Raw genomic sequence first — 16,465 nt, forward strand, 5'->3', positions numbered from 1 at the left:
AGTAGATAATGCCAAAACGTACTGACATTCAAAGTATTCTAATTCTTGGTGCTGGTCCGATTGTTATCGGTCAGGCATGTGAGTTTGACTACTCTGGCGCACAAGCGTGTAAAGCTCTTCGCGAAGAAGGCTACCGAGTTATCCTGGTTAACTCTAACCCAGCAACCATCATGACTGACCCAGAGATGGCAGATGCGACTTACATCGAGCCGATTCAGTGGGAAGTTGTACGCAAGATCATCGAGAAAGAACGTCCTGATGCAGTTCTGCCAACTATGGGTGGTCAGACAGCACTTAACTGTGCGTTAGATTTAGAGAAGCACGGCGTTCTCGCAGAGTTTGGCGTAGAGATGATTGGTGCAACGGCTGATGCAATCGACAAAGCGGAAGACCGTTCTCGTTTTGATAAAGCGATGAAGTCTATCGGCCTTGAGTGTCCTCGCGCAGATACAGCGAAGAGCATGGAAGAAGCTTACAAAGTTTTAGATATGGTTGGCTTCCCTTGTATCATCCGTCCATCGTTCACCATGGGTGGCACTGGTGGTGGTATCGCGTACAACAAAGAAGAGTTCGAAGAAATCTGTCGTCGTGGTCTGGACTTATCTCCGACCAACGAACTTCTTATCGATGAGTCGCTAATCGGTTGGAAAGAGTACGAAATGGAAGTCGTTCGTGACAAAGCGGACAACTGTATCATCGTATGTTCAATCGAGAACTTTGACCCAATGGGCATCCATACGGGTGACTCAATCACGGTTGCTCCAGCACAAACACTGACTGACAAAGAATACCAGCTTATGCGTAATGCATCGCTAGCTGTTCTGCGTGAAATCGGTGTTGAAACAGGTGGTTCAAACGTACAGTTTGGTATCAACCCGAAAGATGGTCGTATGGTCATCATCGAGATGAACCCGCGTGTATCTCGCTCTTCTGCGCTAGCATCAAAAGCAACAGGCTTCCCAATTGCGAAAATTGCCGCGAAACTGGCTGTTGGCTTTACGCTAGACGAACTACAAAACGACATCACAGGTGGTGCAACACCTGCGTCATTTGAACCAACTATCGACTACGTCGTAACTAAGATCCCTCGCTTTAACTTCGAGAAATTTGCTGGTGCAAACGATCGTCTGACAACTCAGATGAAATCGGTTGGTGAGGTAATGGCGATTGGTCGTAACCAACAAGAATCTCTTCACAAAGCACTGCGTGGCCTAGAAGTTGGCGCAACTGGTTTTGATGAGATGGTCGATCTGGAAGCGCCAGACGCACTGACTAAGATTCGTCACGAACTTAAAGAAGCAGGTGCAGAGCGTATCTGGTACATCGCCGATGCATTCCGAGCGGGTATGTCAGTCGACGGTGTGTTCAACTTGACTCAAATCGACCGCTGGTTCCTGGTTCAAATCGAAGAAATTGTAAAACTCGAAGAACAAGTCAAGGCGGGCGGCTACGCAGGTTTGACCAAAGAAGTGCTTCGTCAGATGAAACGCAAAGGCTTCTCTGATGCTCGCTTGTCTAAATTGCTTGGTGTCGCTGAAAGTGAAATTCGCCGTGCTCGTGAGCAGTTTGATATTCATCCGGTTTACAAACGTGTGGATACATGTGCAGCAGAGTTTTCTTCTGACACGGCTTACATGTACTCATCTTACGATGAAGAATGTGAAGCAAACCCAACAGACAAAGATAAGATCATGGTTCTTGGTGGCGGTCCAAACCGTATCGGCCAAGGTATCGAATTCGATTACTGTTGTGTTCATGCATCACTTGCGCTGCGTGAAGACGGTTACGAAACCATTATGGTTAACTGTAACCCAGAAACGGTATCTACTGACTACGATACGTCTGATCGTCTGTACTTCGAGCCAGTAACTCTGGAAGATGTACTGTCTATCGCTCGCGTTGAAAAACCAAAAGGTGTGATTGTTCAGTACGGTGGTCAAACGCCACTTAAACTGGCTCGTGCTCTAGAAGCGGCTGGTGTGCCAATCATTGGTACTAGCCCAGATGCTATCGACCGTGCGGAAGACCGCGAACGCTTCCAAGCCGCTGTTGACCGTTTAGGTCTACTTCAGCCAGAAAACGCGACAGTAACAACGATGGAGCAAGCGGTTGAGAAATCGAAAGAAATTGGCTTCCCATTAGTTGTTCGTCCATCTTATGTACTCGGTGGTCGTGCGATGGAAATCGTATACGACGAGCAAGACCTGCGTCGCTACTTCAACGAAGCAGTAAGCGTATCGAACGAGTCTCCAGTTCTGCTAGACCGTTTCTTGGATGATGCAACCGAAGTTGATATTGATGCTATCTGTGACGGTGAACGCGTCGTTATCGGCGGTATCATGGAGCACATCGAACAAGCGGGTGTTCACTCTGGTGACTCTGCATGTTCACTGCCTGCATACACGCTAAGTCAGGAAATTCAAGACAAGATGCGTGAGCAAGTTGAGAAGTTAGCATTCGAACTCGGTGTACGCGGTTTGATGAACACGCAGTTTGCTGTGAAAGATAACGACGTTTATCTAATTGAAGTGAACCCTCGTGCTGCTCGTACGGTACCATTCGTATCGAAAGCGACAGGCGCTCCTCTAGCGAAAATCGCTGCACGTGTAATGGCGGGTCAATCTCTAGAGTCACAAGGCTTTACTAAAGAGATTATCCCTCCTTACTACTCAGTGAAAGAAGTGGTTCTGCCGTTCAACAAATTCCCAGGGGTTGACCCTCTATTGGGCCCTGAAATGCGCTCAACAGGTGAAGTAATGGGTGTGGGTGCAACGTTCGCAGAAGCTTACGCGAAAGCAGAGCTAGGTTGTGGTGCGGTTTATCCTGAAGGTGGTCGTGCGCTACTGTCTGTACGTGAAGGTGATAAAGAGCGTGTTGTTGACCTAGCTTCTAAGTTAGTGAAACTGGGTTACCAGTTGGATGCGACACACGGTACTGCTGTAATTCTGGGCGAAGCGGGTATTAACCCACGTTTGGTAAACAAAGTACACGAAGGTCGTCCACACATTCTTGACCGCATCAAGAACAACGAATACACCTACATCGTAAACACGGCTGCTGGTCGTCAAGCGATTGAAGATTCGAAAGTTCTACGACGTGGTGCACTGGCAGAAAAAGTGAACTACACAACGACACTGAATGCAGCGTTCGCAACATGTATGTCTCATACTGCAGACGCAAAAGCGTCAGTAACTTCGGTTCAAGAGTTACACGCTAAAGTGAAAGCGAGTCTAGACGCGTAACAGATAAAAATCAGTAAGCTCATTAATCAGGGCTTACATGACAACCTCATTGCCCGCTCATTTGAGCGGGCTTTTTTGTTTTATTAAGCAACTTGTTCTACTTGTTGATATGTTTCATTCGCCTTCGATGCTCTCTACGACTCTGAGCTAGTTCATAGTAAAAGGTTATGAAGCATTTGTAGGAAGGAGTATTCATCAAATAAAGAGCAATAATGGGGAGAGCAAGGGCTATCAACCAGAATAGGTCTCCTAATTTCGCTTCTGAAACCCCAAAACATATCGCAATGAAAATTTGTATCGTGGCATTGAAAATATTGATTGGATTTAGAAACTTTAAACCATGAATAATGATCATCCCAAATGGAATCGTTACCAAAAGTGCACCAATACCCATCATTACTACCCACAAGTAGAATGGACCGTAAGTGTTTGAAATGTCGGTTAGTTGATCCAGAAAGAAAATATTTAATCCTCCCCCCATTGTTAGCAGTATTATTGCACTTAAAGCTGTAGCGATGCTTTTAGCGGACAGAACGAAGACTTCTTTTTCTCTACCATTCAATGGAAAACTCCTCGTATACACCCACTGCAATAGCACCGACGTTGCCGGAGGTTGCACTACCCACGAAACTGATAGTTGCACCAATGGCATCTTTTAGTTGAAGTTGGATGGCATTGCTGATGTCTTGTGAAGAGAACCTTCGTTTTACGCTTCCTGAACGTACTAGTTGTTTATAGGCTTTTGAAGATAAGTTTGGGATGTTTTGTTTCGAAATTTCTTTAGTGAGCCTTGCTCTTTCGTGTCGATTTAAGCCCTTCAAAACTTCACTTAAGCTTTTTCCTGAGCTCTTCTGTAGATTACTTATGGCTTTTATTGTGGCTGTGCCTGATGCCCCAACACCTACCAGAGATATGTAATCGAGGGCTTTAGACGTATTTTGATACCAAGCTTGCGAGTCCAGTTCATCTAGCTTATCAGGAGCAAAACCCTCAGCTCCACTCCTGCCTATGCCGACCATACATTGGACTGTAGAGGCAGCCGCCGCACTGTATCCCAAATAAGTAACGGCAGCACTCGTGCCTCCCGAAATTGGAATCGCACCAACACTACCAATAACAACCATCCAACCTAAAGCTGCTGAAGCACAGCTTAAGCCTGCTCCAATAAGTTCAGAAGCTAACTTAGACTCTCTATTCGAAGACTTAAGTTCTTTGGCGTAGCTATCGGCGGACATAGGAGATGTCGGCTCTTTTAAAATAATGCTGATAGGGTTGACGCGACAACTGGAGTTGAACTTTCGAAGAGAGATTACTGTTGAATCACCTGCTATATAAATAACCCCTGCCCCCGAAGTTTCAGGTCTAGAGTCTATGACTTTGAAGAGCTGTTTTAGATTTACGGTTTGTTCTATACGAGAGCGTAGCTGTTGCTCTTTTATTGAGGGGCGAGTCCTTAAAACATCCATTATTTTCACTCTTGATAAGGTTGAATTTATCAGATTAAGCCAGTGTTTTTCTTGGCCATCAAAAAAATGAAATACTCTTGAGGTGAGGCTCTATATTTTGATGTAATTGATATTTTTAATGTATCATTTTCTAGATTCATTGATTGATGAAAATTAGGAATAGATTGGTGTCTTGACTTTCCATTGGTAGTTTTGTGAATAAGTGCTACCGTTTCTTCCTCTTTGATACCTCTTCAAAAAGGAAGTGTAGTGGAAATCACGGTTGAGATTTTGTTGGCCTTATTTTTGGTTGCGACTGCCGCAGGCTTTATTGATGCGATGGCTGGTGGGGGAGGGCTCATTACACTCCCTGCGCTTTTGGCTGCGGGGTTAAGTCCGACTCAAGCTCTAGCAACCAATAAGTTACAAAGTTCGTTTGGCAGTTTCTCTGCTAGCTGGTATTTCGTGCGTAACGGTATTGTCAGCCTAAAGGAAATGCGTTTCGCGATACTCTGTACTTTTATTGGTGCAGCGATCGGTGCCGAGGCTGTTCAGTTTATTGATGCTAGCGTACTCACCAGTTTGATCCCTGTTCTTTTGATAGCCATTTCCCTCTATTTTTTACTCGCGCCAAGTACGCGAAAAATCGATGGAGAACCAAAGTTATCTGAAGCGATGTTTGCGCTATACATTGGTGGCGGGATCGGTTTCTATGATGGCTTTTTTGGCCCTGGGACTGGATCTATTTTTACTGTTTGTTTTGTTGCACTAGGTCACTTTTCTTTGGTCGAAGCCACTGCTAGAACCAAAATTCTCAATTTCACGTCAAACATTGCGGCACTACTCTTTTTTATCTTCGCTGGGTTGCCCGTGTGGAAGCTTGGCTTAACCATGGCTGTTGGCGGTTTTCTTGGTGCTCAGTTAGGAGCGAAGGTCGTGGTAAGTAAAGGACAAAAATGGATTCGTCCTCTAGTTATAGTGATGTCGATGCTTATGGCAACGAAACTTCTTTGGCAACAACATCAGCAATGGATTCTGTCAGTGCTTTAACTCGTTCGCTACGATATGTGCTGTGACGTAAGCAGATATGTATTGGTCGAACTAACTGATCTAGCTCTTCAAAGTCATAGCAGAACTTAGATGTGATATTAAGTGTCGTTAGGATAGATTTAGGGATTAAAGCGGGAGCCATACCTCCCAAAGCCAGTTGTGCTGCCGCAGTATACGAATCCATTTCCATCAAAGGTTCGATTCCGTGTTTGGATAAAATAGCTTGTTGATATGTGTTGGCAGGGTTAGTTAGGTCATTGGTCAAAATAGCTTTAGGTAGTTGTGAAAGTGAATGTCGACTGACAATTGAGAAAGGTTCATCGGCGAGGTGAAGGCTCATTAATCCATGATGAGGTGGTAGATAGCCAGCGCAAAATCCCAATGTTGCTTTGCCTGATTTCACATTCTCAATAATGCGTGGCGTATGATTGGTCGATATTCGTATGTACTGATCATGGGCAAAGTGTTCTGCCATGATCATGCTGAGGTATCCAGCGACTAAGGTTTCAGAGCAGTCTATCTTGATCAAAGAAGTATCTTCTATTTGTTGTTGATCATAGATCTGACCTCTTAACTCATTGAACGTTGGCTCGATCGTGTTGATGAGCGCAAGGCCATCGGAGGTCAGCTTTATGTGCCGACCATTTGGCTCTATTAATTTTTTTCCTAACTTCTTCTCTAGATTTGAAATACGTTTACTCACGGCAGATTGACTAATATAGAGTTGACTGCCCGTGCGGCTCATGGTTTTTTCTTTACTGAGGACAAGTAACGTTTCAATACCTTCAAGCAACATAATGATTAATGAAAGTTAGGAATGGTTGAGATAATTTAGCGAATTGCCCAAGAATTGGCGAATCAAATGAGCATAAATGAGAGGAGCCGACACTTGGTCGACTCCATGATGAGTGATGTTGTTGGTGTTTAACGGTTAATGGCGAAAGTTGGCAGGGATAGATGCAACGAATCGCACCGAGACGTATAATGAGCGTTGAGATTACACCAGCGAGTAAAGCCGTTGAGTGGTCATAACCCATGTTTACCGCCATCGTATGGAAGATGCCGCCAATAATACATGCCGTAGCATAGACTTCACTTCTTAATACCATAGGAACTTCGCGAGCCAGCACGTCTCGTATAATGCCACCGCCACAGCCAGTAATAACCCCCATTATCACCGCGACCATCCCAGAAGCATTGTAGGCGAGTGCCTTTTCTACTCCTATTCCTACAAATACAGCGAGACCGATGGCATCACAAACGGGTAATACCCACCATGAGAGTCGCTTGGGTCTTCGAATAACAAGCATGGTTAGTAGACACGTAACAAATATCACCCATAAGTAAGTCGTATCTGTTATCCAAAATACGGGAGTGGCACCAAGCGCCATGTCTCGGATTGTTCCGCCACCTATAGCAGTCACACTGCCGAGCACGATAACGCCGAATGGATCCATTTTTAAACGGCCCGCCAGTAATACGCCAGAGATAGCGAAAACAGCGGTACCGAACAAATCGATCATATAAAGCAGCATGGAGTCCATGTTACTTAGTACCTTTAAATAGTGTGAGAAAAAATGGGCGGAAATTGTACGGTATTTGCCACGAAATCGTTAGCGTTTTTGACGAACGCTTTTAAAGTGCTCACACACTTCCTTGATCGCGTTCAATGTGCGTGGTGTCGGACGGTTAATCCAATTAGAGTTTAGGGACCAGATGTGTTTGTTTTTAAGAGCAAGAAGCTCATTACTCCACTCAGCCCACATACCATCGTTACTCATTGCGTGACGAGAAGTAAAAATAACCTCTGGCTGGCGAGTAATGACTTGCTCGATGCTAACTTGAGGATAAGGCGCGCTAGATGCGGCGAAAATGTTCTCACCACCGCAAAAAGTAAAGACTTCACTTGGCCAGTTCTTTCCAGCGACAGTGATGATAGGCTTTTCACTCAACTGATAAAAGTAACGAACTTTCTCGTTCGTGTTGTACTGTTCTTTTAGTGTACTCAGCTGCGTTCTAAAATCTTCAGCGGCCTTTTTTCCTACTTGTGGAGTTTCGCTGTATTGGCTGAGTTGCTCGATATTATTGGCGATATCTTCTAATGAACCTGTAGTGGAGTAATAGATAGGAATACCGAACTGTTTAATTTTCTCCAACTCTTTAGCGGGGTTTCCGGCTGGCCAAGCAATCACTAAGTCCGGCTGAAGAGCAATAATGCGCTCTAATTTAATTCCTTGATAATTTGAGACTCTTTCTAGCTGCTTTGCCTGTTCTGGATAATCGCTCATTTCGCTGACAGCAACAAGCTGGTCTCCTAGCCCTGCTGCAAAGGCAATTTCGGTGGCATGTGGAGCTAAACTTATAATGCGTTGAGCGGGTTGAGCGAAGGTCGCTGTCGAAACAAACAGCGTTAATGCGAAGCATAATTTATTCATCATAATCCTTGATAAATTATTCCTAAAAGCAAACTTTGGATTGCGATCCAAGCCAAGACGCGCCAAACGAGGAGCGTATGTATTTGTGAAAGGTGAATAGCCGATGGCGCAATGCGCCCACCGATTTTTGCGCGCTCTGCACGCACACCTTGATAGATAGCAGGGCCGCATAAAGACAGTTGTAGTTTGTGTCCGATAGTACATAACACCCAGCTAGGTCCTGGTAAGGGCCAAGACTTCGCTTGCTGTTGTATTCCAGAGAGCACATTACTTGTATTCTTTCCGGCAGCTAAAAGTATGGCAAAGAGACGAAGTGGAATAATATCCAGAGTAGCAACCAGTTGAATCACAGGTTTACCAAACGGCAAATATTGGCGTCGGCTAGGGGACCACACTCGCGCTAATTCTGTTGTGAGTCGATACATTAACGCACCAATGCCACCTGTTAGTGCGTACCAAAATAGCACACCGATCACGTTGCGGCTGTATCCTATAATCAGGGTTTCTGAGCCAGCTTTACCTATGCCAACGATCGAGAGGCTACCAGTATCGCGATTAAGGTATGGTCTCAGTAATGCTCGACACTGAGCTTTGTCTTCCGAAGACATACTAGTTACGAGCTGTTTCGTTAACGTTTCGCTGTTGCGCCAGTCTAGCGCAAGGATCAATAGAACCAGTTCATATAAAGGGATTTGCCAAACAAATGGCTTTACTGCAATCAGTAATATCAAACAAGGAAACAGCATCAAGCCTAGTGCAAGACTGCCTGAGATTACACTCTGTGAGTAATTGTGATTATTGTTCACTTTGTTGGCTAGCTGTTCTGCTAGCTTTCGCCATAAAGTGATGGGGTGCGCTGAATGGGGGATTGGCACTAGAAGGTGCAAGAGCAGTGCGCCCCACATTATAAGGAGCGCACCGTTGGCATAAAATGACTGAAAAACTTCTTCCATGAATGAGTCGTTTACTTAATGAGTTCCAGCATTTTGAATACCATTTCGGAAGAGCTTTTTGCTGCTAGAGGTAGAAACTCATCAAAGCTCATTGGTGATTCTTTATCAGCGACATCAGAGATTGCACGCACAACAACAAACGGTGTGTTGAATTGGTGACAAGTTTGAGCGATAGCAGATGCTTCCATTTCTACAGCGATAACAGACGGAAAGTGTTTACGAATAAACTCTTGACGCTCAGCAGTACAAACAAACGCATCGCCAGTACAAATTAGGCCGCGAACCGCATGAGTGTTTTCCATTTGTGCTAGGGCTTTTTCTGCTAAGTCCATTAGCTTGTCATCTGCTTTGAATGCAGCTGGTTGACCGGCCATTTGGCCAATTTCATAACCAAAAGCGGTTACGTCTGCATCGTGATGACGAACTTCTGTAGAGATAACAACATCGCCAAGGTTTAAGCTTGAATCGAAACCGCCAGCAGAGCCTGTGTTAATCACAACGTCTGGTTGGTATTCATCAAGAAGGATTGTCGTGCCCACTGCCGCTGCAACTTTACCGATGCCCGATTGTAGTACGACGACTTCGACATCGTTAATTTGACCAGAGAAAAACGTACAACCTGCTTTATTTACAGTTTTGCAGTTTGTAATTGCTTGCTTCAGGATGGTCACTTCTTGTTCCATCGCACCGATGATACCAACTTTCATAACACTCTCTTTAGGTAAATATTTTAGTTGGCCGAGAGTATAGCACTCCCCGTTGGCAGTTTTCTATTTGATGAGCTTAGCTTGAGTGAGCTTTTGTCGTAATTGATCGGCGCGCTTTCTGTTTACGCCAAAGTCAGAGTAGCCCACACGAGATTCCGAGCGCACAATCAGTTGGTCTCCTGCTATTTTTAGTTCGAGGTCATCCACGAAGCGCATGATTTTAGATGTGCACTCGATACGAAGGTAGTTGCTTTCTTTCACCGCGGTTTTCGCGCCTGGCAGTTCAAGCGCAACTTGCTCAATAGCGTCGATGTTCGCTGAATCAACTAAGATAAATGGCGTTAGGTTGTATTTTTCTCGCGTGTCTTGGGTGGAGACGCAGTTTGGTTTGTCACCACAAGGTGATTGAGAACGATCCGTCATGGTTTTGACTCCTTGGCTACAAGCGGTTAAGCCGAGCAAAGTAATGGAAAGGAGAGCGGCTTTTTTCATTGTATTTACTCTTATGATTTTGCTTCTAATTATATGGATACAAAAGAAAAAGGATCCAATAATAGGACCCTTTTTGTGAGGTTAACTGAGATTAAACTTCGAGGTAATCGAGAATGCCTTCTGCCGCTTTTCGTCCTTCATCAATTGCGGTTACGACAAGATCAGAACCTCGTACCGCATCGCCACCCGCGAAGATCTTTTCATTGCTGGTCTGGAACTGGAACTCTTGCTTCGCTGGGGCTTTGATACGACCCCATTGATCCAAATCGACATCAAACGGTGCTAACCAGTCCATTTTGTGCGGCTGGAAACCAAACGCCATGATAACAACGTCTGCTGGTAGAACGTGCTCGCTGCCTTCAACGGGCTCTGGACGTCGGCGACCTGCTTCATCAGGTTCACCAAGTGCGGTTTTCACCACTTTGACCCCCGAGACTTTGCCTGACGCATCCACTTCCACTCCCAAAGGCTGAAGGTTGAACATGAACTTCACGCCTTCTTCCTTTGCGTTTTTTACCTCGCGACGAGAGCCTGGCATGTTGGCCTCATCACGACGATAAGCACAAACTACGTTGGAGGCACCTTGGCGAATTGAGGTACGAACGCAGTCCATTGCTGTATCACCACCACCCAGTACGACGACTTTCTTTCCTGCCATATCGATAAAGGGTTGGTTACTCTCAAGATCCATGACTTTGTAGGTGTTCGAAACTAAAAATGGCAGCGCGTCATACACACCCGGCGCATCTTCATTATCTAGACCTGCACGCATGTATTTATAGGTGCCAACGCCCAAGAAAACAGCATCGTATTCATCAAGCAGCTCTTGCATTTGGACATCTTTGCCTACTTCCATGTTCATGCGGAACTCGACGCCCATTTCAGTGAACACACGGCGGCGGTTTTCCATCACGCCTTTTTCAAGCTTGAAGGAAGGAATACCGAAGGTCAGAAGGCCTCCAATTTCAGGGTAGCGGTCAAACACGACTGGCTTAACGCCATTGCGCACTAGGATATCCGCGGCAGCCAAGCCAGCTGGGCCAGCTCCAATGATTGCAACCTTTTTATCGGTCCACTCCACCTTGGACATATCTGGCTTCCAGCCCATTTCAAACGCTTTGTCGGTAATGTACTTTTCTATGTTACCGATGGTGACGGCACCAAAGTCATCATTAAGCGTGCATGAACCTTCACATAGGCGGTCTTGAGGACAAACGCGCCCACATACTTCCGGTAGGCTATTGGTTTGATGCGATAGTTCAACCGCTTCAAGAATACGACCTTCATTGGCAAGTTTTAACCATTGAGGGATGTAGTTGTGGACTGGGCATTTCCATTCACAATATGGGTTGCCACAATCTAAGCAGCGATCCGCTTGTGCAGTCGCCTGTTGTTTAGTGAACGGTTCATAGATTTCAACGAACTCGATCTTACGAACTTTGATAGGCTTTTTCGCAGGATCTACACGCTGCACATCGATAAATTGATAAACGTTCTGGCTCATGATTCAAACATCCTCCATGATTACTGTGCTTGAACACGCAGCTCTGCGGCACTGCGGCTCTGGTGACCAAGTAGCGTGCGAAGATCTGCCGCTTGTGGTTTCACCAAATAGAACTTTGGAATCCATTCATCAAAGTTCGCCAAAATATTTTCAGCATGACTCGACCCTGTTTCTTCAAGGTGTTCCGCAATTAGGCCACGCAAATGTTCTTGGTGGATGTAAAGATCGGACAATGAGATGGCTTCGACAGACTCAGTATTAACTCGACCTTCAAAGCTTTGGTTCTCATCCAGAACATAGGCAAAGCCTCCAGTCATACCCGCGCCAAAGTTCACACCTGTCGCACCAAGAATGGCAACAATACCGCCAGTCATGTACTCACAAGCGTTATCGCCAGCACCTTCAATGACGGCTATCGTACCTGAGTTTCGTACGCCGAAACGCTCACCTGCTTTACCGGCTGCAAATAGTTTACCGCCGGTCGCGCCGTACAGACAGGTGTTACCAATGATGGTTGCTTCATTACACTTAAATGCAGTGCCAAGGTGAGGTTTGATAACCACTTTACCACCCGCCATGCCTTTGCCCACGTAGTCGTTCGCATCGCCCGTGAGGTAAAGCTCTACACCACCTGCGTTCCAAACACCAAAGGACTGGCCTGCGGTGCCGTCAAGATAGATTTTGATAGGGGAAGCCGCCAACCCTTGGTTGCCATAGCGTTTTGCTATTTCGCCAGATAAGCGTGCACCAACAGAACGATCAGTGTTGATGACATTGTAGAAGAAACTTGCCGATTGACTGTTTTCGACCGCATGCATGGCATCATCAACGATCTTTTGGTTGAGCTCAGCTTTATCAAACGGTTTGTTTGGCTCTGTCCAAAATAGCGGATGGCCCTCAGGTGATACTGGAGCTTCTAGAATATTGGATAGATCCAGCTTGGTCTGTTTCGCTGTAAATCCCTCTACTGCCTCAAGTAAATCGGTACGACCAATCAAGTCCGTCAGCTTTTCAACGCCAAGTTCGGCGAGTAATCCGCGCACTTCGTCTGCCAGGCCGATGAAGTAATTCATCACCATTTCTGGTAGACCTTTGAAGTATTCTTTACGCAGTGTCTCGTCTTGAGTCGCAACCCCAGTTGCACAGTTGTTGAGGTGACAAATTCGTAGGAACTTACAACCCATAGCGACCATTGGCGCAGTACCAAAACCGAAGCTTTCTGCACCTAAAATTGCGGCTTTAACTACGTCTAAACCAGTCTTTAGACCACCGTCTACCTGTAGGCGGATCTTATGACGCAGACCATTAGCAACCAGAGCTTGTTGTGTCTCTGCCAACCCCAACTCCCAAGGGCTACCAGCGTATTTTACCGAAGTTAATGGGCTTGCTGCGGTACCACCGTCGTAACCCGAAATGGTAATAAGATCAGCGTAAGCCTTGGCTACGCCCGTTGCGATGGTGCCGACACCTGGCTCGGAGACGAGTTTTACCGAAACCAGCGCATTCGGGTTGACTTGTTTAAGGTCGAAGATCAGTTGGGCCAAATCTTCAATCGAATAGATATCGTGATGCGGAGGAGGGGAGATCAGAGTCACGCCTTGTACCGAATAACGCAGTTTTGCGATTTCTGCGGTGACTTTGTGTCCTGGTAGCTGTCCACCTTCACCCGGTTTCGCACCTTGTGCCACCTTGATTTGCAGTACATCCGCATTAGTCAGGTAATGCGGCGTTACACCAAATCGGCCAGAAGCAATCTGTTTGATACGTGAGTTACGCTCAGTACCGAAACGGCGAGGATCTTCACCGCCTTCACCCGAGTTAGAGTAACCACCAAGACGGTTCATCGCCGTTGCAAGTGCTTCATGCGCTTCTGGGCTAAGTGCGCCAATGGACATTGCCGCTGAGTCAAAGCGTTTGAACAGTTCAGTGCATGGTTCTATTTGCTCAAGTGGCAGCGGTGAGTCTGATTTTTTCAGCGACATTAAGTCACGCAGCATGGCAACAGGGCGTTGGTTTACCTGCTTAGCAAAGCTCTGATAGTCGTTACTTTCGCCAGATTTAACGGCCTGTTGCAGCGTGCCGACGACATCCGGGTTGTAAGCATGATACTCACCTCCATGGACGTACTTTAACAAGCCGCCATGATCAATCGATTTGCGTTTCGCCCATGCTTTACGAGATAAGTTTGTAAGATCTTGCTGGAAGTCGTCAAAATTCGCGCCTTCAATTCGAGTTGTGACGCCTTTAAAACACAGATCGACCACATTTTGGCTCAAGCCAACTGCTTCAAACAGTTGTGAGCAGCGGTAAGAGGCGATGGTTGAGATCCCCATTTTCGACATGATCTTGTACAGGCCTTTGTTGATGCCGTATTGGTAGTTTTGCATCACATCGCGGTAGTCTTTCTCTAGTGCTTTATCATCAATCAGTTTACCTAACGCTTCATAAGCAAGGTATGGGTAAACCGCAGTGGCACCAAAACCAAGTAAGACGGCAAATTGGTGTGGATCACGGGCTGTTGCGGTTTCGACAACAATGTTGGCATCGCAACGTAAGTTCGCGTCAATCAGACGAGTTTGAACGGCGCCGACTGCCATTGCTGCAGGAATTGGCAGCTTGCCTTTGACTAAAGCGCGATCTGAAAGCACGACTAGAACCGTGCCTTCACGCACCACTTGTTCTGCTTGCTCACACAGATCATCAATGGCTTGTTTGAGATCTTTCTGTTGTGGATCGTAGTTGATATCGAGAATGGTATTACGGTAATGATCGTCACTCAGCTCTAGTAGTTGCTGCATGTCTGAATAGAGCAGTACTGGAGAATCAAAGGTTACACGATGCGCGTGGCCATCGGTTTCACAGAAGACGTTCATCTCCTGGCCGATGCTGGTCGCCAGCGACATGACGTGTTTCTCACGCAGTGGATCGATTGGTGGGTTGGTGACCTGCGCGAACTTCTGACGGAAGTAATCAGTCACCAAGCGCTCTTTCGAAGAAAGAACCGCCATCGGGGTGTCATCACCCATCGAACCGACGGCTTCTTGCCCCATATCACCGAGGACACGCAATACTTGATCGACTTCTTCATTGCTCATAGCAAACTGCTTTTGATAAGTCTTAAGCAAGTCTTCATCAAAGCTGCGCTCACCTACTTGATCTTCAGGCAGCTGAGAGAACGGTGTTAGTTTGCGAACGTTGTTCTCCATCCATTCGCGATAAGGGTGACGAGATTTCAGGTCATTATCGATCTCGCTAGATTGCCAAAGCTTACCTTTACGAGTGTCGATGACGAGCAATTCCCCCGGACCTACACGACCTTTTTTGGCAACTTCATCTGGGGCGTAATTCCAAATCCCTACCTCAGACGCCAGAGTGATCAACTTGTCTTTGGTAATTACATAACGCGCAGGACGTAGACCGTTTCGGTCTAGGTTACAAGCAGCATAACGACCATCGGACAGTACGATACCTGCTGGGCCATCCCATGGTTCCATGTGTTTGGAGTTGAAATCGTAAAACGCACGCAAATCCGGATCCATGTCAGGGTGGTTTTGCCATGCTGGCGGCACAAGCATACGCATGGCACGGAAGATATCCATGCCGCCAGCTAAAAAGAGATCTAGCATATTATCTAGGCTAGACGAGTCTGAGCCTGTCTCGTTCACAAACGGTGCTGCAGTTTGTAGGTCAGGCAGCAGTGGTGACGAGAACTTGTAAGCACGAGCGCGTGCCCATTGTCGGTTACCTTCAATGGTATTGATCTCACCATTATGAGCAAGGTAGCGGAACGGTTGAGCTAATGGCCAACGCGGTTGAGTGTTGGTAGAAAAACGCTGGTGGAACAGACAGATAGCAGATTCCATACGTAGATCGGCAAGATCAAGATAAAAGCGCGGTAAGTCCGCAGGCATGCATAGGCCTTTGTACACCAAAACTTGAGTCGATAAGCTACAGATGTAGAAATCCGGATCTTCGGTGATTTGTTTCTCGATGCGACGGCGTGCGATGTAGAGACGACGTTCAATGTCGCGTTCGCGCCAACCTGCCGGTGCAGAGATAAAGACTTGCTGAATATTTGGAAGCGAGTTGGCCGCAATTGGACCGAGTACTTCTGAATTAGTTGGTACTTCACGCCAACCAGCCACAGTTAGCGTCTCTTGCGCCAGTTCTTTGTTGACGATGTCTTTAGCGAGTTGAGCTTTGACTGGATCTTGGTTGAAGAAAATCATCCCTACGGCGTATTGCTTGCCAAGGTTGAAACCATTTTCTTCGGCAATAAGACGTAAATAGGAATCGGGCTTTTGTAATAGAAGACCACAACCATCACCAGTTTTACCATCGGCGGCGATACCACCACGGTGAGTCATGCGGTCAAGTGCAGAAATTGCTGTACGTACCAGCTTGTGGCTTTGTTCGCCTTCCATATGCGCGATCAAGCCAAATCCACAGTTGTCTTTCTCAAGACTTGGATCATAAAGAGCCATTGCAATTCTCCCTTTGCTTATCCGTCATCCCGACAGATATATCAACACTGCTTACGTTGATATCGATGACTAACTATGCGTCATCTTTATAGCTTTATGTATAATTATTCAGTAAAAATTGTGAAATATTTAACATTTTTTGAGTGTTTTATT

General features: G+C 46.2%; 11 protein-coding genes and 1 pseudogene. 2 read left to right on the top strand and 10 right to left on the bottom strand.

The genetic code is table 11. From position 1 onward, the window contains the following. The first annotated feature begins 8 nt into the window (after window positions 1-8). Window positions 9-3,242 carry a carbamoyl-phosphate synthase large subunit gene (carB, locus tag R7093_RS17540; RefSeq protein WP_005381854.1) on the top strand — a complete coding sequence of 1,078 codons (3,234 nt, stop codon included), beginning with the start codon at window positions 9-11 and terminating at the stop codon, window positions 3,240-3,242. A gap of 97 nt (window positions 3,243-3,339) precedes the next feature. Here the strand turns inward: carB and R7093_RS17545 are convergent, their stop codons facing one another. Further along, entirely contained in the window at window positions 3,340-3,804 is a 465-nt protein-coding gene (locus tag R7093_RS17545) for a hypothetical protein (protein ID WP_047102012.1), read from the bottom strand. Further along, complete coding sequence (locus tag R7093_RS17550; protein ID WP_005387382.1) at window positions 3,794-4,708, bottom strand: hypothetical protein; 915 nt, start codon at window positions 4,706-4,708, stop codon at window positions 3,794-3,796. The genes R7093_RS17545 and R7093_RS17550 overlap by 11 nt, the downstream gene beginning before the upstream one ends. Window positions 4,709-4,957: 249 nt before the next feature. Here R7093_RS17550 and R7093_RS17555 point away from each other — a divergent pair, with 249 nt between their 5' ends. Then, window positions 4,958-5,737 (top strand): TSUP family transporter, encoded by a 780-nt coding sequence (locus R7093_RS17555; RefSeq protein ID WP_047102014.1) that lies wholly within the window; start codon window positions 4,958-4,960, stop codon window positions 5,735-5,737. On the opposite strand, the gene R7093_RS17560 is transcribed toward R7093_RS17555, so the two are convergent. The 8 genes and pseudogenes from R7093_RS17560 to gltB all read right to left on the bottom strand — a co-directional run bounded on the left by R7093_RS17560 (window position 5,679) and on the right by gltB (window position 16,312). After that, the gene (locus tag R7093_RS17560) at window positions 5,679-6,533 is read right to left on the bottom strand and encodes a LysR family transcriptional regulator (protein WP_017821479.1); all 855 of its coding nucleotides are present in this window, start codon (window positions 6,531-6,533) and stop codon (window positions 5,679-5,681) included. The two genes, R7093_RS17555 and R7093_RS17560, sit on opposite strands and share 59 nt — an antisense overlap. A 128-nt stretch (window positions 6,534-6,661) precedes the next feature. Further along, window positions 6,662-7,281, bottom strand: a pseudogene (locus tag R7093_RS17565) (TRIC cation channel family protein). Window positions 7,282-7,350: 69 nt separating this feature from the next. Beyond that, a complete protein-coding gene (gene btuF / locus R7093_RS17570) occupies window positions 7,351-8,172 on the bottom strand; it encodes a vitamin B12 ABC transporter substrate-binding protein BtuF (protein ID WP_047102016.1) in 822 nt (273 codons plus the stop codon). Further along, window positions 8,172-9,125, bottom strand: a complete 954-nt coding sequence (locus tag R7093_RS17575; protein WP_258458305.1) for a cobalamin biosynthesis family protein — start codon at window positions 9,123-9,125, stop codon at window positions 8,172-8,174. The genes btuF and R7093_RS17575 overlap by 1 nt, the downstream gene beginning before the upstream one ends. Before the next feature lie 11 nt (window positions 9,126-9,136). Next, window positions 9,137-9,832 carry a 5'-methylthioadenosine/S-adenosylhomocysteine nucleosidase gene (gene mtnN / locus R7093_RS17580; protein WP_005381837.1) on the bottom strand — a complete coding sequence of 232 codons (696 nt, stop codon included), beginning with the start codon at window positions 9,830-9,832 and terminating at the stop codon, window positions 9,137-9,139. A gap of 63 nt (window positions 9,833-9,895) precedes the next feature. Further along, on the bottom strand, window positions 9,896-10,324 hold the full coding sequence (locus tag R7093_RS17585; protein WP_047102022.1) for a DUF1499 domain-containing protein: 429 nt from the start codon (window positions 10,322-10,324) through the stop codon (window positions 9,896-9,898). Window positions 10,325-10,415: 91 nt separating this feature from the next. Beyond that, on the bottom strand, window positions 10,416-11,828 hold the full coding sequence (locus tag R7093_RS17590; RefSeq protein WP_005381833.1) for an FAD-dependent oxidoreductase: 1,413 nt from the start codon (window positions 11,826-11,828) through the stop codon (window positions 10,416-10,418). Window positions 11,829-11,848: 20 nt separating this feature from the next. After that, window positions 11,849-16,312, bottom strand: a complete 4,464-nt coding sequence (gltB, locus tag R7093_RS17595; protein ID WP_047102025.1) for a glutamate synthase large subunit — start codon at window positions 16,310-16,312, stop codon at window positions 11,849-11,851. Between the last annotated feature and the right edge of the window lie 153 nt (window positions 16,313-16,465).

Source organism: Vibrio sp. 1580 (genome assembly GCF_033340055.1).